This is a genomic window from Nonomuraea ferruginea, assembly GCF_039540635.1.
Taxonomy (GTDB): Bacteria; Actinomycetota; Actinomycetes; order Streptosporangiales; family Streptosporangiaceae; genus Nonomuraea; species Nonomuraea ferruginea.
Map to the genome: position 1 here is coordinate 1 of NZ_BAABFD010000040.1, position 20999 is coordinate 20999.

22 protein-coding genes are annotated in these 20999 nt (G+C 72.5%); 17 read left to right on the top strand and 5 right to left on the bottom strand.

The genetic code is table 11. The features are described 5' to 3' along the window. On the bottom strand, positions 1-340 hold a 340-nt coding region (locus tag ABD999_RS43005), incomplete at its 3' end, for an RICIN domain-containing protein (RefSeq protein ID WP_345483246.1). 192 nt (positions 341-532) lie between these two features. Between ABD999_RS43005 and ABD999_RS43010 the strand changes: the two genes are divergently transcribed. After that, entirely contained in the window at positions 533-1093 is a 561-nt protein-coding gene (locus tag ABD999_RS43010; protein WP_219551609.1) for a dihydrofolate reductase family protein, read from the top strand. 4 nt (positions 1094-1097) lie between these two features. On the opposite strand, the gene ABD999_RS43015 is transcribed toward ABD999_RS43010, so the two are convergent. After that, positions 1098-1826: an IclR family transcriptional regulator gene (locus ABD999_RS43015; protein WP_271280405.1), complete on the bottom strand. Its 729-nt coding sequence runs from the start codon at positions 1824-1826 to the stop codon at positions 1098-1100. A gap of 86 nt (positions 1827-1912) precedes the next feature. Here ABD999_RS43015 and ABD999_RS43020 point away from each other — a divergent pair, with 86 nt between their 5' ends. The 4 genes from ABD999_RS43020 to ABD999_RS43035 are packed head-to-tail and all read left to right on the top strand — an operon-like array spanning position 1913 to position 5628. Then, positions 1913-3028 (top strand): cupin domain-containing protein, encoded by a 1116-nt coding sequence (locus tag ABD999_RS43020; protein ID WP_148035800.1) that lies wholly within the window; start codon positions 1913-1915, stop codon positions 3026-3028. Next, a complete protein-coding gene (locus ABD999_RS43025; RefSeq protein WP_271280406.1) occupies positions 3025-3855 on the top strand; it encodes a fumarylacetoacetate hydrolase family protein in 831 nt (276 codons plus the stop codon). Before ABD999_RS43020 ends, ABD999_RS43025 begins: the two co-directional genes overlap by 4 nt. Next, positions 3852-4442, top strand: a complete 591-nt coding sequence (locus tag ABD999_RS43030; protein ID WP_222709242.1) for a maleylpyruvate isomerase family mycothiol-dependent enzyme — start codon at positions 3852-3854, stop codon at positions 4440-4442. Before ABD999_RS43025 ends, ABD999_RS43030 begins: the two co-directional genes overlap by 4 nt. A gap of 16 nt (positions 4443-4458) precedes the next feature. Further along, a complete protein-coding gene (locus tag ABD999_RS43035; protein ID WP_378525390.1) occupies positions 4459-5628 on the top strand; it encodes an FAD-dependent oxidoreductase in 1170 nt (389 codons plus the stop codon). Positions 5629-5644: 16 nt separating this feature from the next. Here ABD999_RS43035 and ABD999_RS43040 read toward each other — a convergent pair whose 3' ends face one another. After that, positions 5645-6883: an MFS transporter gene (locus tag ABD999_RS43040; RefSeq protein WP_345483248.1), complete on the bottom strand. Its 1239-nt coding sequence runs from the start codon at positions 6881-6883 to the stop codon at positions 5645-5647. 290 nt (positions 6884-7173) lie between these two features. After that, positions 7174-10098 (bottom strand): AfsR/SARP family transcriptional regulator, encoded by a 2925-nt coding sequence (locus ABD999_RS43045; protein ID WP_271278896.1) that lies wholly within the window; start codon positions 10096-10098, stop codon positions 7174-7176. 285 nt (positions 10099-10383) lie between these two features. On the opposite strand from ABD999_RS43045, the gene ABD999_RS43050 reads away from it, so the two are divergent. The 12 genes from ABD999_RS43050 to hypE are packed head-to-tail and all read left to right on the top strand — an operon-like array spanning position 10384 to position 19531. Further along, positions 10384-11829 carry a hypothetical protein gene (locus ABD999_RS43050; protein WP_271278895.1) on the top strand — a complete coding sequence of 482 codons (1446 nt, stop codon included), beginning with the start codon at positions 10384-10386 and terminating at the stop codon, positions 11827-11829. Further along, entirely contained in the window at positions 11826-12338 is a 513-nt protein-coding gene (locus ABD999_RS43055; RefSeq protein WP_271278894.1) for a hydrogenase maturation protease, read from the top strand. The genes ABD999_RS43050 and ABD999_RS43055 overlap by 4 nt, the downstream gene beginning before the upstream one ends. Beyond that, entirely contained in the window at positions 12331-12699 is a 369-nt protein-coding gene (locus tag ABD999_RS43060; RefSeq protein WP_271278893.1) for a hydrogenase/urease maturation nickel metallochaperone HypA, read from the top strand. Before ABD999_RS43055 ends, ABD999_RS43060 begins: the two co-directional genes overlap by 8 nt. Beyond that, positions 12699-13757: an NADH-quinone oxidoreductase subunit B family protein gene (locus ABD999_RS43065; protein WP_271278892.1), complete on the top strand. Its 1059-nt coding sequence runs from the start codon at positions 12699-12701 to the stop codon at positions 13755-13757. The genes ABD999_RS43060 and ABD999_RS43065 overlap by 1 nt, the downstream gene beginning before the upstream one ends. A 37-nt stretch (positions 13758-13794) precedes the next feature. Beyond that, positions 13795-15588: a nickel-dependent hydrogenase large subunit gene (locus ABD999_RS43070; protein WP_271278891.1), complete on the top strand. Its 1794-nt coding sequence runs from the start codon at positions 13795-13797 to the stop codon at positions 15586-15588. Further along, positions 15581-15928: a hypothetical protein gene (locus ABD999_RS43075; RefSeq protein WP_271278890.1), complete on the top strand. Its 348-nt coding sequence runs from the start codon at positions 15581-15583 to the stop codon at positions 15926-15928. Before ABD999_RS43070 ends, ABD999_RS43075 begins: the two co-directional genes overlap by 8 nt. Beyond that, the gene (locus ABD999_RS43080) at positions 15925-16530 is read left to right on the top strand and encodes a DUF5947 family protein (protein ID WP_271278889.1); all 606 of its coding nucleotides are present in this window, start codon (positions 15925-15927) and stop codon (positions 16528-16530) included. Before ABD999_RS43075 ends, ABD999_RS43080 begins: the two co-directional genes overlap by 4 nt. A gap of 13 nt (positions 16531-16543) precedes the next feature. Further along, on the top strand, positions 16544-16753 hold the full coding sequence (locus ABD999_RS43085; protein ID WP_271278888.1) for a hypothetical protein: 210 nt from the start codon (positions 16544-16546) through the stop codon (positions 16751-16753). Positions 16754-16776: 23 nt separating this feature from the next. Then, the gene (locus tag ABD999_RS44070; RefSeq protein WP_378525391.1) at positions 16777-16887 is read left to right on the top strand and encodes a DUF6893 family small protein; all 111 of its coding nucleotides are present in this window, start codon (positions 16777-16779) and stop codon (positions 16885-16887) included. A gap of 22 nt (positions 16888-16909) precedes the next feature. Continuing rightward, entirely contained in the window at positions 16910-17182 is a 273-nt protein-coding gene (locus tag ABD999_RS43090; RefSeq protein ID WP_148035810.1) for a HypC/HybG/HupF family hydrogenase formation chaperone, read from the top strand. 11 nt (positions 17183-17193) lie between these two features. After that, positions 17194-18399 (top strand): hydrogenase formation protein HypD, encoded by a 1206-nt coding sequence (gene hypD / locus ABD999_RS43095; protein ID WP_271278887.1) that lies wholly within the window; start codon positions 17194-17196, stop codon positions 18397-18399. A 4-nt stretch (positions 18400-18403) separates the two neighbouring features. Next, positions 18404-19531, top strand: coding sequence for a hydrogenase expression/formation protein HypE (gene hypE / locus ABD999_RS43100; protein WP_271278886.1), 1128 nt, complete (start codon positions 18404-18406; stop codon positions 19529-19531). 71 nt (positions 19532-19602) lie between these two features. On the opposite strand, the gene ABD999_RS43105 is transcribed toward hypE, so the two are convergent. Next, positions 19603-20883 (bottom strand): BtrH N-terminal domain-containing protein, encoded by a 1281-nt coding sequence (locus ABD999_RS43105; RefSeq protein ID WP_271278885.1) that lies wholly within the window; start codon positions 20881-20883, stop codon positions 19603-19605. Positions 20884-20999: the final 116 nt, after the last annotated feature.

Consider the following 20999-nt stretch of genomic DNA (forward strand, 5'->3'; position numbering starts at 1 on the left):
CGCCATTGGCGTTCCATTCGTAGACGTCCAGGACCTTGCCGCTGTGGCGGGACTTGAGCCGGTAGTAGCCGTCGCCGGAGCTGACGAACTGCCACTGCTGCTGGTTGCCGTCGTTGCGGGCCCACTGCACCATCGGCGCGCCGTCATGGGTGGCGAACTCGTACACGTCGAGCGCCTTGCCGCTGTGCCGGTTGACCAGCACGTACCAGGCGTTCGTGTCGACGCTGGCCGCCCGCGCGGGCAGCTGGACGGCGACCGCGCCGGCCATGGCGGTCGCCAGGGCGACCAGGCTCAGCAGCAGACGCCGCCAGCCGCCCGCCCTTCGAGGTTGAGGTAACACGACCATCTCCCTTCAGGTAAGCGCTTTCCGGGCGATTGATCCCACGCCGTCGGCCCGCCGTCAACCAGGCGGGCGCCCTCCCCCTGGTGACCTGCGACGGCCCCTGAAACTTTCAGCCAGGAAGAGGAGCGTAAGAAGGTCGTAAGAACGCTCCGCCACCATCGGAAGCGGCGAACCAGAAAGGACTCATCCATGCGCAAGCTCAAGCTCCAGGTCCAGACGACCGTCGACGGCTTCATGGCCGGCCCGCAGGGGGAGATGGACTGGCTGACGTTCCCCTGGACCGACGACCTCAGCGACCACATCAATGCGCTCACCAAGTCCGTCGACCGCATCGTGCTCGGCCGCAAGCTCGCCGAAGGCTTCATCCCGGCCTGGGCGTCCAGGCCCGAGGGCGAGGACGAGGAGTCGATCGACTGGATGAACGACACGCCCAAGACCGTCATCTCCAACAGCCTCACCGAGTCGCCGTGGGAGAACGCCACCGTGGCAGGCGGCGACCTGACCGAGATCATCGAAGGGCTCAAGGCCGAGCCGGGCGGCGACCTCATCGTGTACGGGGGCGGCACGCTCGTGTCGAGCCTGATCGCCGCCGGGCTCGTCGACGAGCTCCACCTGTTCGTCAACCCGACCTCGATCGGGGCCGGCATGCCGGTGTTCCCTGCGGACGCCTACCACCGCTTCCGCGTGGCCGGCACGCGGACGTTCGACTGCGGGATCCTCGCGCTCCACTACGAGCCGGTGCGCGCCTGAGCGGTCAGATCGCGTCGGCCTCGATCGCGGCCGCGGTCAGGGTGAGCGCGCTGATCCAGCCCGGCAGCCGCTCCCTGGTGAAACGCGCGGTGGGCAGCGCGATCGAGATCGCCGCGTACGGACGGCCCGATCCGTCGCGCAGCGCCACCCCCACCGCCGTCAGGCCCGTCTCCGTCCGCTGGTCGTTGATGGCGACGCCGCGCCGGCGCACCGCCGCCAGGTCGCGCCGGACGCGGGCCAGCTCGGCCTCGTCCGCGTAAAGCTGCGCCAGCTCGGCGGGCGGGAGCAGGGCCAGGATCGCCTTGCCGCCCGAGGTCAGGTGGGCCGGCAACGAGCGCCCCGTACGGTCGCCGACCCGCAGCACGTTGTCGCACTCGACGGTGTCGACGAAGCGGACCTCGGCGCCCGCGCGCACCACCAGGTTCGCCGACTCGCGCACGTGCGCGACCATCCGCTCCAGGTGCGGGCGGGCCACCGTGCGCAGCAGCGTGACCGGGGCTTCCGAGACGGGCGCGGGCCGCAGGACAGGCCCCGCCCGGTAGCGCCGGTCGGAGTCCTGCTCGGCGAAGTCGCGGTAGACGAGCATCGCCAGCAGGCGGTGCGCGGTGGAGCGCGAGACGCCCAGCCGCTCGGCGACGTCGCTCAGCCGCAGCGGCCCCTCCTGCTGCAGCAGCGTGGCCAGGTGCAGCGCGTGATCGACCGACTCGATCGCGTACGACGGGCGATTCTTCACAGCAGAACAACCTATTCCATCAGGAGGAACCTAGACCAGGATGGTAACCGGTCACTGCAGCGCATCTGTCAAGGAGCCGTACACCGATGACCGTCACCAGTCCCGTCAGCATCGTCGCGAGCGACGCGCCCGACCAGCCCGACCGCACTCCCGAGCTGGACGGGCTCTACCGCGAGTTCGAGTCCGAGCTGCTGGTCCCGCTCTGGACCGAGATCGGCGACCTGATGCCGCACGCGCCGGTGTCCGCCGCCGTGCCGCACCTGTGGCGCTGGAACCGGCTGCTCCCGATGGCCACGAAGGCGGGCGCGCTCGTCCCGGTCGGCCGGGGCGGCGAGCGGCGCGCCATCGCGCTGGCCAACCCCGGGCTGGGCGGTCGCCCGTTCGCGACGCCGACCCTGTGGGCGGCGATCCAGTACCTGAACCCGCGCGAGGACGCCCCCGTGCACCGGCACACCCAGCACGCCTTCCGCTTCGTCGTCGAGGGCGAGGGCGTGTGGACCGTGGTGAACGGCGACCCGGTCGCGATGCGGCGCGGCGACTTCCTGCCGCAGGCGGGCTGGAACTGGCACGGCCACCACAACACCAGCAGCGAGCCGATGGCCTGGATCGACGGCCTCGACATCCCGTTCCAGCACTACACCGACTCGACGTTCTTCGAGTTCGGCCCGGACGAGGTGGAGAGCAGGGAGGCACCCGACCGGTCGCGCTCGGAGCGGCTGTGGGCGCACCCCGGCCTGCGTCCGCTTACCCAGCTCGACCCGTCCCCGGCGACCCCGCTGCTCGCCTACCGCTGGGAGCACACCGACCGGGCGCTGTCCGAGCAGCTCAGGCTGGAAGCCGAGGGCTACACCGCCACCACCGAGCCGGGACACGCGGCGGTCCGCTACACCAACCCGACCACCGGCGGCGACGTCATGCCGACCATCCGCGCCGAGTTCCACCGCCTCGCCCCCGGCACCGGGACCGCCACCCGCCGGGAGGTCGGCTCGTCGGTCTTCCAGGTGTTCGACGGTCTCGGCCGGGTCACCGTGGGTTCGGCGAGCTGGGACGTCGAGCGCGGCGACCTCTTCGTCGTCCCGTCCTGGCAGCCGCTGACCGTCGAGACCGAGCATGGCCTCGACCTCTTCCGGTTCAGCGACACCCCCGTCATCGAGAAGCTCCACCAGCACCGCGTCCAGATCGACCCGAGGAAGCACGCATGAGACTCGCCACCATCCGCACCGCCGAAGGCACCCGCGCCGTCCGCGTCGACGGCGACCGGTACGTCGAGACCGGGTTCGGCGACGTCGGCGAGCTGCTCGCGCGGGACGACTGGCGCTCGCTCGCCGAGTCCGCCGACGGGCCCGCGCACGCCGCCGGCACGGCCGGGCTCGCGCCGGTGGTGCCCAGCCCCGGGAAGATCGTCTGCGTCGGCCTGAACTACCGCAACCACATCCTGGAGATGGGCCGCGAGCTGCCCGAGCACCCGACGCTGTTCGCCAAGTACGCCGACGCGCTCATCGGCCCGTACGACGACATCGCGCTGCCCGCCGAGTCCGACGCCGTCGACTGGGAGGCCGAGCTGGCCCTGGTCGTCGGCGCGACCGTGCGGCGGGCCGACGAGAGCCGGGCCGCCGCCGCGATCGCCGGTTTCACGGTGCTGAACGACGTCACCATGCGCGACTGGCAGTACCGCACCGCCCAGTGGCTCCAGGGCAAGACGTTCGAGGGCACCACCCCGCTCGGCCCGGTGCTGGTCACCCCCGACGAGCTGCCCGGCGGCGTCCGCCCCGAGCTGGCGATCAGCGGCGCGGTCGACGGCGAGGAGGTGCAGAAGTCCAACACCGGCGACCTGGTCTTCGACCCCGTCGCGCTGGTGCGCTACGTCTCCACGATCATGACGTTGCGGCCCGGCGACGTCATCGCCACCGGCACCCCTGGCGGCGTCGGCCACGCCCGCAAGCCCCCGCGCTACCTCGCCGACGGCGGCACGCTCGTCACCGAGATCGAGGGCATCGGCCGGCTCGAGAACAGGGCGCGCAGGTCATGACCGAGATCCGGGAGTGGATGGACCACTGCACCGGCCTCTTCCTCGACGCCGTCGACGGGCTCGCCGACGACGACCTCGGCGCGGCGACCGGCCTGCCCGGCTGGTCCCGCCGCCACGTCGTCGCGCACGTCCACCACAACGCCGAGGCGCTGCGCCGCCTGCTGCACTGGGCGCGCACCGGCGAGAGGACGCCGATGTACGCGAGCCCCGAGCAGCGGAACGCGGAGATCGAGGCGGGCTCGGCAATCCCCGCCGAAGAGCTGCGCGCGCTGGTGCGCGGCTCCGCGGCGGCCCTCGCCGCCGACCTGGACGCGCTGCCGGAGCGGGCATGGACGAACGAGGTCGTCACGGCGCAGGGCCGGACCGTCCCCGCCACCGAGATCCCGTGGATGCGCGCCCGCGAGGTGGCCGTGCACGCCGTCGACCTCGGCACCGGCCTCGGCTTCGACGACCTGCCCGCCGGGTTCAACGCCGCGCTGGCCGTCGACGTCGTACGCATGCGGGCCGCCGGCGGTGAGGGCGCCGCCCTCGCCGCCTGGCTGACCGGACGCGCCGGTGAGGCGCCCGTACTCGGCCGCTGGCTCTAGTGAGAAGGGAATGACCGTGTCCGAGAGGGATGTGGACGTCATCGTCGTGGGCGGGGGCATCGGCGGGCTGTCGAGCGCCCTCGCGCTGGCCCGGTCCGGGCGGCGGGTGCGCGTCCTGGAGCGCGCGCCGGAGTTCGCCGAGGTCGGCGCCGGTCTGCAGATCGCCCCGAACGCCACCAGGATCCTGCGCGAGTGGGGCGTGCTCGACGAGGTGATCGGGCTCGGGGTGCTGCCGCGACGCCTGGTGTTCAGGGACGCGGTCGACGGCCGCGAGCTCACCCACCTGCCGCTCGGCGAGGAGTTCGTCGCCAGGTACGGCGGGCCGTACGTGGTGATCCACCGCAGCGACCTGCTCGGCGTGCTCCAGCGCGCGTGCGATCGGGCGGGCGTGGACCTGGTCCCGAACTGCGAGGTCACGGACGTCGAGACCGCGCAGGACACGGCGGTCGTGCGCAGCGCGGCGGGCGTCCAGCGGGCGGACGTGGCGATCGGCGCCGACGGGCTGCGGTCGCGGCTGCGCGCCCGGCTGAGCGACGACGAGCCGGTCAACTCCGGCTACGTCGCCTACCGCGGCGCGTTCCCGGTCGAGGAGCTGGAGACCGAGCCCGACGAGCGCGCGCTCACCGACGTGGTCGCCTACATCGGCCCCGGCTGCCATCTGGTGCAGTACTCGCTGCGCGGCGGGGAGATGTTCAACACGGTCGCGGTGTTCCGGTCGCCGGGATTCCTGCGGGGCGAGGCCGAGTACGGCGGCCCCGAGGAGCTCGACGAGGTCTTCGCCGGGGCCTGCCCGCAGGTGCGGCACGGGCTGAGGTCGCTGTGGCGGGTCCGCCACTGGAAGATGTTCGACCGCGTGCCCGTCCCGAACTGGGTCGACGGCCGGATGGCGCTCACCGGCGACGCGGCCCACCCGATGCTGCAGTATCTCGCGCAGGGCGCCTGCCAGGCGATCGAGGACGCGCACTGCCTGGCGGCGCAGGCCGCCGCCAGTTCCGGCGACTGGCCGGTCGCTCTCAAGGAGTACGAGCGCGTACGGACCGAGCGGACGGCCCGGGTGCAGACGTCGGCGCGGGTCTGGGGCGACATCTGGCACGTCGACGGCGTGGCGCGGCTGCTGCGCAACGAGCTCTTCCTGAGCCGCGAGCCCGGCGACCACAAGCACGTCGACTGGCTCTACGGCGCCTGATCGCGGGGCGCCGCTCTCATCCCACGCTGGGCCCGGCCGTCCCGGGGACGACCTCCCCGGCGCGGGCGCGGGCCCGCCGCCAGGCGAGGGCGGCCGGCACTCCGGCGGCCAGCCCTGCCGCCCCCGCGACACCCAGCGCGCCCGTCACCCCCAGGTGCGTGGCCAGCAGGCCGCCCACGATCATGCCCAACCCCTGAGCGGCGACCAGGGCGGCGGAGGCGATCCCCAGCACCTGCCCCCTCCGCTCCGTAGGGACGATCCGGACGAACTCCGCGTTCGCCGTCACCTGGTAGGCGCCCAGCATCCCCACGAGCGCCCACAGGACCAGCGCCGCGACCGGGCCCGGGATCAGCGCCGAGGCCACCAGCGGCGCGCTCGCGGCGCACGCCAGCGGTCCGAGCAGCCGCAGCCGCGCCTCCGTGGAGCAGAACCGGGTGAAGAGGAACACGCCCAGCACGTTGCCCACCGGTATCGCGGCCATGAGCAGGCCCACCATCGCGGTGCCCTGGCCGGTCCCGGCGGCGTAGGGGGCGGCCAGCGCCTCCGGCACCACCTGGAACCCGGCGAGCATGGCCAGCGCCAGCAGGCTGCGCAGCCGGTGGTCGGAGACGAGCAGGCGCAGTCCCTCCAGCGGGCCGCCGCGCCGCCCCTCGCCGTCTCCCGCGGTTCGCGCGGTGGGGTGCGGCCGGACACCGCGCAGCACGATCAGCGCGGCCAGCGCGAAGGCCGCCGCGTTGAGCGTCAGCGACCCGCTCGTGCCCACCGCCGCCACCAGCACGCCCCCCGCCGCGAAACCGGCCAGGCTGACGATCTGGGAGGTGAGGTGCTGGATCGCGATGCCCGCCTGGTAGACGTCCTCGGGCAGGATGTCGGGCGTGAGCGCCATCTGGGCGGCCACGGCCGGCGATTCGAGCAGTTGCGAGGCGAAGACCAGGGCGCACAGTACCGGCAGCGGGATCCCCGGCACGGCCACCAGCGCGATCAGCCCGGCCCTCGCCAGGCCGCAGACGGCGATCAGCCTCCGGCGGGGGTACCGGTCCGCCAGCCCGCCCAGCAGCGGCCCGCCGACCAGCGCCGGCACCAGGGTGAGTGCGTACACGAGCGCGGTCACCGCCGCGGACCCGGTGCGCTCGTAGGCGAGCACCGCCAGCGCCACCCGGCCCAGTTGCGTCCCCGCGCGCACGACGGCCATCGCGCCCCAGAGCGCCCGGAACTCCGTGACGGCGAACGCGTGGCGGAAGGCCCCGCTCTCCATCGCCGCCTCCTGTCAGCCGCCCGTCACGCGGAGGCGGCCGACGGCGCGTGGAAAGCGCCGCCGGCCGCCATCAGGTCGTCACCACGGTCCGGCCCCACCGGGCCGGCCTGTTCTGGTCAGGTCCAGATGAGATCGCGCATAGGAGACACCCCCTGTCCATGTCCAGTCGTGGTCGTCCGGCCGATCAGTTCCAGATGATGTCGCGCATGGCGCTCCTCCCCTTCGTAGACCCCCGCCGGCAGAGAGGCGGACCTCGTCTCCCTTTCTGCCAGGCCGGGTTGATGCGGGAGCTATACGCGAGCTACACGCCGGCCCTCGCGGACCCGTGCGAGCAGGGCCATGGCCTCGGCCCGCATCGGCGGGGAGGCCAGGCCGTCGATCCCCGGCAGCACGCGCTCGATCGTCTCCCCCGCCCGCGCGAGCTCGCCCAGCCGCGCCAGGGCCTCGCCGACCGCCAGGCCGATCTTGCAGAGCACGAGTGCCAGCTCGGAGCGTTCGGCATGGTCGAGCGCCGCCGCGAGCAGGGTGCGGGCCTGCCGGCGCTCGCCCGCCTCGATGGCCACGTGGGCCAGGCCGAGCCGGGCGAAGGCGCCTCCCGTGAAGTCGCCCACCCGGTCGGCCGCCTCCGCGACCTTGAGGAACGCGTCCCTGGCCTCCCCCGCGCGTCCCACCCTCAGGTAGACCTCGCCCAGCCAGTACAGGGTGTTGAGCCGCTTCCAGCCGCCGCGGCTCCTGCCCGCGACGCGGAGGGCCTCCTCCAGATACCGCAGCGCCTCGGGCACGCGACCCTCGACGAGGTGGATCTGCCCGACGCAGCGCAGGGTGTGGGCCTCTCCCGAGTGGTCCTCCATGACGCGGAAGGTCTCGCGGATCCGCTCGCAGCGGCGCAGCGCGACGGTGTGCTCGCCACGCGTGCGCTCCAGGGTGACGAGCATCCGCCAGACCTCCGCCAGCCCGTGCTCGTCCCCGATCTCGGCGAAGATCCGTTCGGACGACGCGAGCGTCCGCGCGGCCTCGTCCAGGGCGCCGGCGAGCACCCCCAGTTCCGCGGAGAGCGCCGGCACGATGGCCTGGGCCCGGCGGTCTCCGGACTTCTCCGCCATCCGGTACGCGATCGTCAGGATCTTCCGGTACTCGCCCGCCCAGCACCGGATGTCGTACAGCCAGCCTCCCATCAGGGCGATCCGCCAGCCCTCGTCGAAGAGCCCATGGGCCTCCGTCTGCCGCAGGACGCCGTGGACGGTGGCGGCCTCGGCCTCCAGCCAGTTCACCGCATGCTCCGCCGCGTGCCGTACGGTCCTCTCGTCCACGGCGACGGCCAGTTCCCCGGCGAGCCGGGCGTAGTAGTCGTGGCCCCGGTCGGCGCTCCGGGCCTCGGCGGCGAGCCGGAGCAGGTGCCTGGCGGCCGACGAGACCACGGACACCGCCATGTCCGCGGTCTCCTCCTCCGCCATCCGTTCCCGGCAGTAGGTGCGGACCAGGTCGTGCATCCCGTATCTGATCTGCCCCGTGCCGTCGACGCCGGCCACCCGCAGCAGGTGGATGTCCGTCAGGCGCTCCAGCGTCTCCTCCGTGTCGGCCGGCCGCTCGCCGCCGACCGCGACGGCCAGCCACGGCCCGGCCTCGGGGACGTCGAGGAAGGCCAGCCGTCGCAGCAGGCGGCGCTCCGCCTCGCCGAGCGCCTGGTAGGCCAGATCGAGACCGGCCCGTACGCCGAGCCCCGAGTAGGACAGCTCGTCCAGACGGCGCTGCTCGTCGGCGAGCCGCCTGGCCAGCTCCGCGATGCGGCGGTGGGGCCGCGCGGCGAGCCGCGACCCGGCGATGCGCAGCGCGAGCGGCAGCCCGCCGCAGAGCCGCGCCACCTCGCGGGCCTCCGTGTCCTCGGCCGCGACACGTGCGCTCCCGGCGATCAGGCCCAGCAGCTCGACCGACTCCTCCCCGTCGAACGGGAGGAGTTCCACCGTGGTCGGCGCGCCGAGTCCGGCCAGCCGCCTGCGGCTGGTCACGAGTACGGAGCAGGTGCCCGCGCCGGGAAGGAGCGGCTTCACCTGGCTCTCGTCGGTCACGTTGTCGAGCACCACGAGCACCCGCCGACCCGCGAGCATGGTCCGGTAGAGCGCGGACCGCTCCTCGCGGGCCTCCGGGATCCTCCTCCCGTCGACGCCCAGCGCGCGCAGGAAGGCGGCGAGCACCTCGTCCGGCTCGGCCGGCCTGCTGTCAGCCCCCCGGAGGTCCACGAAGAGCTGGCCGTCGGGGTGGCTCTCGCGGACCCGGTGGGCCGCGTGCACGGCGAAGACGGTCTTGCCCACCCCCGGCGGGCCGGTGATCGCGCAGATCGGCGGCGCGCTCCCCCGTGGGCCGGCCAGGGCGGACAGCGCCTGGACCAGCTCACGATCCCGCCCGGTGAAGTCGGTGGTGTCGGCAGGGAGCTGCGCGGGCGCGCCGCCGGGTGTGGCCGTCACGGACCCGTTCGGCGGCGGGGCGAGGCCGGGATCGGCGCGCAGGATGGCCTGCTCCAGCTCGGTCACCGCCTGGCCCGGGTCGAGCCCGTGTTCCTCCACCAGCCTGCGGCGCAGGTCGCGGGAGAGGTCGAGGGCCTCGATCCGGCGGCCACCGCGGTAGAGCGCGAGCATGAGCTGCGCGTGCAGCCGTTCCCGCAGCGGGTGCTCCGCCACCAGCCGCCGCAGCTCGCCGATCGCGTGGTCGTGCCGTCCGAGCGCGAGCTCGGCGTCGATCAGCGTCTCCACACAGCCGAGCCGTGTCTCCTCCAGATGGACCCGGACCGCCTCGACATAGGCTCCGGACGCGTCGCTCAGCGCCGGGCCGTTCCAGAGCGCCAGTCCCCGGCGCAGCGACCGGACCACCTGCTCGGGCGGCTGCCCCGCCCCGGCCTGCCGGACGTACCCCTCGAACAGGGCGAGATCCAGGGTCGCGGCGTCGGCCCGCAACGTGTAGCCGCCCCGGGAGGAGGCCACCTCGTCGAGGCCGAGGGCGCGTAACTCGCGGCGGATGGCGTGGATCCCCGAGTAGATCTGGGCGCGGGCCGAAGGCGGTGGCGCGCCGCCCCACAGCGCGTCGATCACCGTCTCCATGGTGACGACCTTGTTCGCGTTGATCAGCAGGAAGCCGAGCAGGCCGCGGCGCTGTGACCGGCCGAGGGCGCTCACCGCGCCGCCGCCGCGCACCCGTACGGGCCCGAGAACGCTGAACGTCATGCCGCCCCCGTGAGGCACCTCAAGCGTCATTTGACGATCTTTACCGATAAGTGCCGTTTTGGCAGCAAATTAGTCGGTTGGGGATCCCTGTCGCCCGCCGCACCGGGCGCGCGACCGTGCGGCAAAGCGGCGGGCAAATCCTGTTGGGACGAAGCGGGCTTACGTCGGAGAAAGTCCGATTTCCCCTCGGATGAATCATCAAGAACCGCTAAGTGAGGACGGCACCTAGGGGAGCGATCCACCTACTTGTCCTGAGACGGCGTGGCAATACCAGAAGAGTCACGTATGACCAGGGACAGGAAGGGGCCACCCTCCGTGGACGCGAACGGCATCGACGCCGCGCCCGGTTTCCGGGCGGCGCTGGCGGTCGCGGACTCCGTCCTGTACGAGGGCTACCTGCTGTACCCCTATCGCCGTTCCTCTCCGAAGAACCGAATCCGGTGGCAGTTCGGCGTGCTGCTGCCGGAGCCGTGGGCCAGGGCGCACGGGCTGGACGGCGGCGGGGTGGCGGGCTCCGCCGAGTCGTGGTGGCAGCGGACCGAGTGCCTGCTCACCGGGCCCGCCGACGCCCTGGTGCACTGCCGGCTCCGCTTCCTGCACCTGCGCCGCCGTACCCCTGAAGAGCTGCTGCCGGACGGCGGCCACCGCGCCGCCGACCGGGTCGGGGACGCGCTGACCTTCGACGAGGCCGTGCCCCGCGAGTTCGACCTCACGGCGTCCGTCGCGGACCTGCTGTCCGGGCCGAAGCGGCTCGACCTGCGGGTGCCCGGCTTCGAGACGATCACCCCGCTGCCCGGCTCGGCCGGGCGGACGCGGTGGCGCGAGTGGCCCCTGCTCGCGCGCGCCACCATGTCCCTGACGGCCTGCGCGCCCCCGGACCTCCACACGCCCGTACGCGACGAGCACGGCGGCCAGGAGCCCGTGCCGCTGTTCAAGTTGTGTGTACGGGTTGAGAACGTCGGCCGGGAGCCGTCGCCGGAGGCCTCCAGGGACGAGGCGCTCCGGCACGCGCTGATCGCCTGCCACACGCTCCTCGCCGTGCCCGGCGGCCGGTTCGTCTCGCTGCTGGAACCCCCGGCCTGGGCGGAGATCGCGGCCCGCGACTGCGCGAACGCGCACACGTACCCCGTGCTGAGCGGCGACCAGGTGATGCTGTCGTCGCCCATCCTGCTCTACGACAACCCGCGGGTCGCGCCGGAGAGCCCTGGGGACCTGCACGACGCGGCGGAGATCGACGAGATCCTGTCGCTGCGCACGCTGACGCTCACCGACGCCGAGAAGCAGGAGGCGCGCGCCACCGACCCGCGGGCCGCCGCCATCCTGGACCGCGTCGAGTCGATGACCCCGGACGACCTGGCCCGCCTGCACGGCACCACCCGCGACCCGCGTCCCGAGGGAACCGGGGTGGAGTCGCAGGTGCCCTGGTGGGATCCGGAGGCGGATGCCTCGGTGCGGCCGGAGACGGACTGCGTCGAGGTGGGCGGGGTCCCGGTGCGCAAGGGCAGCAGGGTGCGGCTGCGACCCCGGTTGCGCGGCACCGACCCGCAGGACATGTTCCTCGACGGCAGGACGGCCCTGGTGGAGGCGGTGCTGCTCGACGTGGACGGCAGCCGCCACTTCGCCGTGACCCTGGAGGACGACCCGGCGGCCGAGCTGAACCAGTGGTACGGGCGGTACCGCTACTTCGCCCCCGACGAGACCGAGCCGCTGGACCAGGGGGTGCCGGGATGAAGCGGGTGCTGGTGGCCGGGATCGGCAACGTGTTCCTCGGCGACGACGGCTTCGGCGTCGAGGTGGTCAGGCGGATGGACCCGGCGGCCCTGCCCGGCTCCGTGGTGGTGGCCGACTACGGCATCCGAGGCGTCCACCTGGCCTACGAACTGCTGGGCGGCACGTACGACACGCTGATCATGGTGGACGCGGTCGAGGTCGAGGGCCCGCCGGGCACCGTGGCCGTCCTGGAGATCGACGACGAGCCGGCCCCGGACGCCCCGCCGCCTGTGGACGGGCACGGCATGCACCCGCAGGCCGTCCTCGACCTGCTCCGCAAGCTGGGCGGCGGCGTCGGCCGGGTGCTCCTGGTGGGCTGCCGGCCGCAGGTGATCGACGAGGTGATGGGCCTGTCCGAGCCCGTCGCCGCAGCCGTGGACGGCGCGGTCGCCGCGGTGACGGCGCTGGCCCGCGACGAGGCCGCCCGACCAGAGGCGACCCGACAAGACAAGGAACGCGCTGATGCATGAGACAGGGATGTGCGACGAGATCGTCCGGGCGGTTCTGCTCCGCGCCGAGGGACGGCGGGTGGCCGCGGTACGCGTCCGTGCCGCCGTCACCGGGCACGCGGTGGACCCGGCGGTCGTCGACCAGGGCTTCCGGGTGGCCGCTGCCGGGACCGCCGCCGAGGACGCGCAGCTCGAACTGGTCGCCGCGCCGCCGACGATGAGCTGCCACGACTGCGGCGCCAGGACGCCCGCGGCCAGCGCGCTCGTGCTCGTCGCCTGCCCGCGCTGCGGCGGCGTCGACGTCGAGGTCGCCGGCGACACCGGGGTCGTCGTCGAGTCGATCACCTACCAGTCGGACGTGCTCACCAGCGAGGTGCCGTGATGACGCAGACGCACGAGCGGAGCGGCCAGGCCGCCGGCTACGACGAGATGCACATCCTGTGGATATCCGAGGGCATGAGCTGCGACGGCGACACCGTCTCGATCACCGCCGCGACCCAGCCCGCGATCGAGGACGTGGTCGGCGGCGTCATCCCCGGCCTGCCCAAGGTCCACCTGCACAACAAGGTGCTCTCGCCCAGCCTCGGCGGCGAGGACTACCTGGCCCCGTTCAGGGCCGCCGCCCGCGGCGAGCTGGAGCCGTTCATGCTCGTCATCGAGGGCTCGGTCCCCAACGAGAACATCAACGGCGACGGCTACTGGACGTCGCTGGGCAACGACCCGGCGACCGGCGACCCGATGACCGTGAACACCTGGATCGACCGGCTCGCCCCCAGGGCCTGGGCGGTCGTCGCCATCGGCACCTGCGCGACCTACGGCGGCATCCACGCGATGGCCGGCAACCCGACCGGCTGCATGGGCCTGGCCGACTACCTCGGCTGGGACTTCCGGTCGACCGGCGGGCTGCCGATCGTCAACGTGCCGGGCTGCCCCGTCCAGCCGGACAACTTCATGGAGACCCTGACCTGGGTGCTCTACCACGCGGCCGGCAGCGCGCCGCCGCCTCCGCTGGACGAGATGCTGCGCCCGCAGTGGCTGTTCGGCAAGACGGTCCACGAGGGCTGCGACCGGGGCGCGTACTACGAGCAGGGCGACTTCGCCGGTGACTACAACTCCCCGAAGTGCCAGGTGAAGGTGGGCTGCTGGGGCCCGGTGGTGAACTGCAACGTGCCCAAGCGCGGGTGGATGGCCGGGATCGGCGGCTGCCCGAACGTGGGCGGCATCTGCATCGCCTGCACCATGCCCGGCTTCCCGGACAAGTTCATGCCCTTCATGGACATGCCGCCCGGCGGCAACCTGTCCTCGACGCTGATCAAGCCGTACGGCGCGTTCATCCGCCGGATGCGCGGCATCACCAACCACACCGCCAACAGGGAACCCCGGTGGCGGCACAACCGCGAGGCGCTGACCAGCGGCTACGACCCGCGCTGGCGTCCGTAGAGACCGCCGACACGCGAAGAGAGAGGGAGTACGGCGGATGGCCATCGAACAGCAGGAAAGAGTCACGCCCAAGCCGGGCCAGCTCGTCGAGATGTCGTGGGACCCGATCACCCGCATCATCGGCAACCTCGGCATCTACACCAAGATCGACTTTGAGAACCAGCGCGTGGTGGAGTGCCACAGCACGTCCTCGCTGTTCCGCGGCTACTCCGTGTTCATGAAGGGCAAGGATCCGCGCGACGCCGGCTTCATCACCAGCCGCATCTGCGGCATCTGCGGCGACAACCACACGACGTGCTCGGTCTACGCGCAGAACATGGCGTACGGGATCAAGACCCCGAAACTCGCCGAGTGGATCATGAATCTCGGCGAGGCCGCCGAGTACATGTTCGACCACACGCTCTTCCAGGACAACCTGGTGTTCGTCGACTTCTGCGAGGCGATGGTCAAGGGCACCAACCCGAGCGTGCTGAGCCGGGCCGAGACCACCGACGCGCCGAACGCCGCCATCCACGGCAAGCGCACGATCGCCGACATCATGCGGGCGTTCAACCCGTTCGAGGGCGACATCTACAAGGAGGCGCTGGTCGTCAGCCGCGTCACCCGGGAGATGTTCTGCCTGATGGAGGGCAGGCACGTGCACCCGTCGACGGTGTATCCGGGTGGCGTCGGCACGATGCCGTCGCCGACGGTCTTCACCGACTACCTGTCGCGGCTGATGAGCATCATCGACTTCGTCAAGAAGGCCGTCGCGCTCAACGACGACGTTTTCGACTTCTTCTACGAGGCGCTGCCCGGCTACGAGGAGGTCGGCCGCCGCCGGGTGCTGCTGGGCTGCTGGGGCGCGTTCCAGGACCCCGAGGTCGTCGACTACCGCTACGAGACGATGAACGAGTGGGGCAAGGCGATGTACGTCACCCCCGGCATCGTCGTCGACGGCGAGCTGATCACCACCAACCTGGTCGACATCAACCTCGGCATCCGCATCCTGCTCGGCAGCTCCTACTACGACGACTGGGTGAACGAGAAGCCGTTCGTCACCCACGACCCGCTCGGCAACCCGGTGGACATGCGCCACCCGTGGAACCAGACCACGCTGCCCGCCCCGCAGAAGCGGGACTTCGAGGGCAACTACAGCTGGGTGATGAGCCCGCGCTGGCTGGACCCGCGCACCGGCGACCACCTGCCGCTGGACACCGGCGGCGGCGCGTTCGCGCGGCTCTACACCACCGCGTTGGCCGGCCTCGTGGACACCCCGTACGTGAAGTCGACCGGCTCCAGCGTGCAGATCCACCTGCCGAAGGGCAACTCGCTGCCGGAGACGACGCTGGAGTGGCGGATCCCGCAGTGGTCCAACGCCATCGAGCGCAACCGGGCCCGGGTGTACTTCGTGGCATACGCGGCCGCCATGGCGGTGTACTTCGTCGAGCGGGCGCTGGAGCGCGTGCGCGGCGGCGACACCAAGGTGTTCCAGGACTTCGACGTGCCGGAGCAGGCGATCGGCGTCGGCTTCCACGAGGCGGTGCGCGGCGTGCTGTCGCACCATCTCGTCATCGAGAAAGGCAAGATCGCCAACTATCACCCGTACCCGCCCACCCCGTGGAACGGCAGCCCGCGCGACCGCTTCGGCACGCCGGGACCGTACGAGGACGCCGTGCAGGACATGCCCATCTTCGAGGAGAACGGGCCCGAGAACTTCAAGGGCGTCGACATCATGCGCGCGGTCCGCAGCTTCGACCCGTGCCTGCCCTGCGGCGTGCACATGTATCTCGGCAAGGGCCGCACGCTGCGAAAAGTGCACTCGCCCATGTTCGGGGGCGGCCATGACTGACCGGCCGCGGCTGGACGAGCGCGCCGTCGCCGGGCGCCTGGAGCTGCTGGAAGAGATACTGAACGAGCTGGAGACGACCTCGGGGCCGACGGCGGAGCTGGCGCTCGACGCGGTCGCCACGCTCGCCGAGGTGTACGGGGAGGCGCTGGCCCGCGTCATGGACCGCGCCGCCGCGTACCCCGGGTTCGGCCCCGCGGCGGCCGGGGACGTCCTGCTGGCGCACCTGTTCGCGCTGCACGGGGTGCCCACGGGCCAGCCGCCCGCGAGCGATCCCGGCACGGCGTTCATCCCGCTCGACACGCTGGCGCGGCGGCCCGCCACGTCGAGGGCGGCCCCGTGACGCACAGCGTGACCAACGGCGCGCTCGGCCGGGTCGTCAACCGGCCGGTCGCCCGGCGCCGGCGGGCCGCCGAGCCGTGCGAGCTGTGCGGCGAGCCGCTGCAGGGCGAGCACGCCCACCTGCTGGAGGAGCGGAAGGAGCAGGTGCTGTGCGCCTGCCGCGCCTGCGCGCTGCTGTTCGAGCGGGGCGAGGGCGGCGAGGGCGGCCTCGGGCGCTTCCGGCTGGTGCCGAACCGGCGGATCCGCCTCACCGGCCCGCCGCCGTCCGAGCTGGGCGTGCCGGTGGGCCTGGCGTTCTTCGTACGCCGGGCCGACGGCACGGTCCTGGCCAACTATCCGAGCCCGGTGGGCGCCACCCGCTGGGAGGTGGACACCGCCGCGTGGGAACGGCTCGTCGGCCGGTACGGGGAGCTGGAGTCGATGCGGACGTCGGTGGAGGCCTTCCTGGTCGCGATCGTGCGCGGCATGGACGAGCGCTGGCTCGTACCCATCGACGACTGTCACCGGCTCGTCGCCCTGGTCCGCCAGGAATGGACGGGCATGTCCGGTGGGCAGCGGCTCTGGGATCGGATCGCAGCTTTCTTCGCCGAACTCGGCAGATGAGGAGGAGGACGACATGGGACAGATCCGCGTGGGCAAGCCCGACGTGGCGCCCGACACGCCGTCGCACGTCAAGGGCGTGCGGCAGGGCAACCAGAAGCGCGCGCACAAGCACCAGGTGGGCCACAACGAGGACGACACGGCGGACGCGCGCCGCTCCACGGGCGTGCGGCCCGGCAAGGAGAACCCGATCCTGCCGATCATGCCGAACCTGTCGCCGAGCTAGATCGAGAGGAGGTGCAAGCCGACATGCGGCTTTCAGGCAAACTGCTGGCCCTGTTCACCGGGGCCGCGCTCGTCGCCATGTTCTGGCGGGAACTGCCCGCCGTGAAGCGATACATCAAGATGACACGAATGTGAACGGGAAGGAGCGGGGCGGCCGATGTGCCTGGGCATCCCCGGCGAGATCGTCGAACTCATCCCCGGACAGCCCGAACTCGCCAAGGTCGAGGTCGCGGGCGTCCGGCGGGCCATCAACGTCGGACTGGTCAGCCAGGACGGGATCCGTCCAGGCGACTGGGTGCTGGTGCACGTCGGCTTCGCCATGTCAAAGATCGACGAGCAGGAGGCGGCGGCCACGCTCGCGCTCCTGCGCGGTCTGGGACAGGCGTACACCGACGAGCTCGAAGCGCTCGCCGAATCGGACATCACCTGAAAGGCAGGGCATTGCGGTTCGTCGATGAGTACCGCGACGCGGGCCAGGCCCGGCAGCTCGCGGCGCGGATCCGGGACCTGTGCGAGCCCGGCCGGCACTACACGTTCATGGAGGTGTGCGGCGGCCACACCCACACGATCTACAAGCACGGGCTGGAGGACCACCTGCCGGAGACGGTCTCGCTGGTGCACGGCCCCGGCTGCCCGGTCTGCGTCATCCCGATGGGCCGCATCGACGACGCCATCGCCATCGCCCACGAGCCGGGCGTCATCATGACGTCCTTCGGCGACATGATGCGGGTGCCCGGGGGCCGCGGGTCGTTCCTCGACGCCAAGGCCGCGGGGGCGGACATCCGCATGGTGTACTCGCCGCTGGACGCGCTCAAGATCGCCCGGCAGAACCCCGACCGCACGGTCGTCTTCATGGCCATCGGGTTCGAGACCACCGCGCCGTCGACGGCGATGACCGTGCTGCGGGCCGAGGCCGAGGGCATCGGGAACTTCGCGGTCTTCTGCAACCACGTGACGATCCTCCCGGCGATCAAGGCGATCCTGGACTCGCCCGACATGCGGCTCGACGGCTTCATCGGGCCCGGTCACGTCTCCACCGTCATCGGCTGCCGGCCCTACTCCTTCATCGCCGGCGACTACGGCAAGCCGCTGGTGTGCGCCGGGTTCGAGCCGCTGGACGTCCTGCAGTCGGTCCACATGCTGCTGCGGCAGCTCGCCGAGGGCCGGGCCGAGGTGGAGAACCAGTACACCCGGGTGGTGCCGTGGGACGGCAACCCCAGGGCGCTGTCGGCGATCTCGCGGGTGATGGAGCTGCGGCCGCACTTCGAATGGCGCGGGCTGGGGTTCATCGCCAACTCGGCGCTGCGGATGCGCGAGTCGTACGCGGCCTACGACGCCGAGCGGCGCTTCCCGGTGCCGGGGGTCCGGGTGGCCGACCCGAAGGCGTGCCAGTGCGGCGAGGTGCTGAAAGGCGTGCTGAAGCCGTGGGAGTGCAAGGTCTTCGGCACCGCCTGCACGCCCGAGACGCCCATCGGCACCTGCATGGTCTCCTCGGAAGGCGCCTGCGCGGCCTACTACAACTTCGGCCGCTTCACCCGGCGCCGCGAGGTCGCGCCGTCGCCTGGACTGAGGAGCGGCGGGAGCGCAGCGACCAGAGCGACGAGGGAAGGCGACGGGTTTGAGCGACCGAGCAGCCTCACGAAGTGAGGCCATGAACACTGCGGAGTGGGCGGAACGGGCCTTGGCGGAGGCCGCGGTCGGGCAGGAGCCGCTGTCCCGCGAGGAACAGGTGCTGGAACGCATCGAACGCGCCCGCCGCCGCAAGCCGAAGGTCACCGAGGAGCGGGTGACCATGGCGCACGGCGCGGGCGGCAAGGCTTCGCGCACGCTGATCCAGGCCGTCTTCGTCGACGCCTTCGCCAACCCCGCGCTCCAGCGGCTCGACGACGGCGCCACGCTCGACCTGGGCACCGGCCGGCTGGTCTTCACGACCGACGCGTACGTGGTCTCGCCGCTGTTCTTCCCGGGCGGCGACATCGGCGACCTGGCCGTGAACGGGACGGTCAACGACCTGGCGGTCTGCGGGGCGCGGCCGATGTACCTGTCGGCGGGGTTCGTCCTGGAAGAGGGGTTCCCCGTCGCCGACCTGCGCCGGATCACCGCCTCGATGGCGGCCGCCGCCGAGCGGGCCGGCGTGCGGGTGGTGACCGGCGACACCAAGGTGGTCCAGCGCGGCAAGGCCGACGGCTGCTACGTGACCACGTCCGGGATCGGCGCCCTGGAACGGCCGGTCACGCTGGGCGAGTCCCGGGTGCGGCCCGGGGACGCGGTGATCGTGTCCGGTCCGGTCGGCGAGCACGGCGTCACCGTCATGATCGCCCGTGGCGAGCTGGACATCGAGGCGGACCTGACCTCCGACACCGCGCCCGTGCACGAGGCCGTCGCCGCCCTCCTCGACGCGGTCCCGGTGCGGATGATGCGCGACGCCACCAGGGGCGGGGTCGCGACGATCCTGAACGAGATCGCCGTCGGCGCGGGGCTGGCGGTGACGGCCGGCGAGCGGGCGATCCCGGTGCGGCCGGTCGTGAGCGGGGCCTGCGAGCTGCTCGGCCTGGACCCGCTGTACGTGGCCTGCGAGGGCAGGTTCGTGGCCGTGGTCGACGGGGACCACGCGGCGGCCGCGGTCCGGGCCCTGCGGCGGCATCCGGTGAGCGAGGGCGCCGCCGTGGTGGGCACGGTCGAGGCGGGGCCGCCGGGGATGGTGCTGCTCAAGACCGCCTCCGGCGGCACCAGGATCGTGGACCTGCTGGTCGGCGACCCGCTCCCGCGCATCTGCTGACCTTCACGACGCCGCGCGTCCCGTACGGACAGGACAGCTGTCCGTACGGGCGGGTCACCGCGCTCGCGCCGTCAGAGGCGCTGGGCGAGGTGGGCGATCTCGGTGCGCTCGGCCTCGTAGATGGTGCTCAGCCGGGAGCTGAGGCCGGCGAACAGAGGGCCGGTGTCGGCTAGAGCGGACAGGGAGTCGTTGGCCGCGGCGCGGGCCGCCCACAGCTCCTCGGCCGCCTGAGCCGCCTGCGGACCGCCCGCGGTGCCGTCCGCCATGACGCTCTCCTTGATCGCCGCCGTCAGCTCGCGGATCGTGGCGAACTCCGGCACCTCCGACGGCAGCGCCGCCTCCGCCAGCTCGTGCCACAGGGCCCGGATCTCCCTGAACCGCCCGGCCGACTCCGCCAGCGACGGCCGGTCGAGCAGGCCGGCGGCCTCGTCGAGGGCGTCGGCGAACAGGTCGCGGAGGTTTCCGCCGTCGATGCCCACGGGCTCGGCCCCCTCCCAGATCGACAGCAGGGCGTCGGCCAGGGCGCGCCGGTCGGCGAACACCTTCGGCCACGCCTTGGCGTTGCGGGTGTCGACCAGCAGCCTGGCCCATTTGCGCCAGGCGGGCAGCGAGAAGGAGTCTGAGGTGGCCGACAGGTGCGTGACACAGTCGCGCAGCCCTTCCTGGGCGGCCTCGGCCAGCGCCGCCTCGGTCAGCTTCGCCTCGCCCAGCACGTGCATGACGTTCTTGTACGACCCCACCCGGGCCCGCGCCGCGTCGAACCGCTCACGCGGGACGCGGATCGGCGCCTGCCCGCGATCGTCCAGGTAGACCCCGTCCGCGTCGTACCGGTAGGCGACCACCGGATGCCCGCCGTGCCCCTCCAGGAAGGCGGGCACCTGCCAGTAGCCCGTGTGGTAGCGGTCGGGCAGGACCACGCACGGCCGTCCCGCGTCCAGCTCGGCGGTCAGCCGGTCGCTCGCGGCGCGGAGGCCGGACGTGCGGTGCTCCTCGTACGGGACGCCCAGCCGGGTGAGCGTCTTGGCCATCCAGCGGTCGTGGTACTGCCACTGGTTGCGGAAGGCCAGGACCACGTGACGGGACTGGTCGTGCTTGAACTCCCACAGGATGTAGCCGGCGCCGATCCCGCCACCCGCCAGGAACACGAGCGGCTCGCTGACGGCCACGCCCTGGTTGACCAGGACGGAGGTGATCGCCGCGCTGGACGGGTGCCGCCCGCCGGCGAAGCGCCAGCCGCCGTCGGAGGCGGTCTCGGCGCTGCCCGCGACATGGGCGCGGGCGGTGGTGTAGCTCTCCCCCGTCTTGGCCATGCGGGCCCGGATGCGGGCCTTGAGCTGCTTCTTGCTGGTCATGTCCGGCTCTTCCCACGGCCGTCGCCAGGACCCGGCCCACGCCCGCGGCCGTGGCGGCCGTGATGGAGCGTCGACCGTTCGGAGCGCGGCTCCCGAGGCTCGTGGCGTCCCCTTTG

Excerpts from the sequence above, each read along its gene's own strand:
- ABD999_RS43010 (WP_219551609.1), top strand. The coding sequence starts at position 533 with ATGCGCAAGCTCAAGCTCCAGGTCCAGACGACCGTCGACGGCTTCATG.
- ABD999_RS43020 (WP_148035800.1), top strand. The coding sequence starts at position 1,913 with ATGACCGTCACCAGTCCCGTCAGCATCGTCGCGAGCGACGCGCCCGAC.
- ABD999_RS43025 (WP_271280406.1), top strand. The coding sequence starts at position 3,025 with ATGAGACTCGCCACCATCCGCACCGCCGAAGGCACCCGCGCCGTCCGC.
- ABD999_RS43030 (WP_222709242.1), top strand. The coding sequence starts at position 3,852 with ATGACCGAGATCCGGGAGTGGATGGACCACTGCACCGGCCTCTTCCTC.
- ABD999_RS43040 (WP_345483248.1), bottom strand. The coding sequence starts at position 6,883 with ATGGAGAGCGGGGCCTTCCGCCACGCGTTCGCCGTCACGGAGTTCCGG.
- ABD999_RS43045 (WP_271278896.1), bottom strand. The coding sequence starts at position 10,098 with ATGACGTTCAGCGTTCTCGGGCCCGTACGGGTGCGCGGCGGCGGCGCG.
- ABD999_RS43050 (WP_271278895.1), top strand. The coding sequence starts at position 10,384 with ATGACCAGGGACAGGAAGGGGCCACCCTCCGTGGACGCGAACGGCATC.
- ABD999_RS43055 (WP_271278894.1), top strand. The coding sequence starts at position 11,826 with ATGAAGCGGGTGCTGGTGGCCGGGATCGGCAACGTGTTCCTCGGCGAC.
- ABD999_RS43060 (WP_271278893.1), top strand. The coding sequence starts at position 12,331 with ATGCATGAGACAGGGATGTGCGACGAGATCGTCCGGGCGGTTCTGCTC.
- ABD999_RS43065 (WP_271278892.1), top strand. The coding sequence starts at position 12,699 with ATGACGCAGACGCACGAGCGGAGCGGCCAGGCCGCCGGCTACGACGAG.
- ABD999_RS43070 (WP_271278891.1), top strand. The coding sequence starts at position 13,795 with ATGGCCATCGAACAGCAGGAAAGAGTCACGCCCAAGCCGGGCCAGCTC.
- ABD999_RS43075 (WP_271278890.1), top strand. The coding sequence starts at position 15,581 with ATGACTGACCGGCCGCGGCTGGACGAGCGCGCCGTCGCCGGGCGCCTG.
- ABD999_RS43085 (WP_271278888.1), top strand. The coding sequence starts at position 16,544 with ATGGGACAGATCCGCGTGGGCAAGCCCGACGTGGCGCCCGACACGCCG.
- ABD999_RS44070 (WP_378525391.1), top strand. The coding sequence starts at position 16,777 with ATGCGGCTTTCAGGCAAACTGCTGGCCCTGTTCACCGGGGCCGCGCTC.
- ABD999_RS43090 (WP_148035810.1), top strand. The coding sequence starts at position 16,910 with ATGTGCCTGGGCATCCCCGGCGAGATCGTCGAACTCATCCCCGGACAG.
- hypE (WP_271278886.1), top strand. The coding sequence starts at position 18,404 with ATGAACACTGCGGAGTGGGCGGAACGGGCCTTGGCGGAGGCCGCGGTC.
- ABD999_RS43105 (WP_271278885.1), bottom strand. The coding sequence starts at position 20,883 with ATGACCAGCAAGAAGCAGCTCAAGGCCCGCATCCGGGCCCGCATGGCC.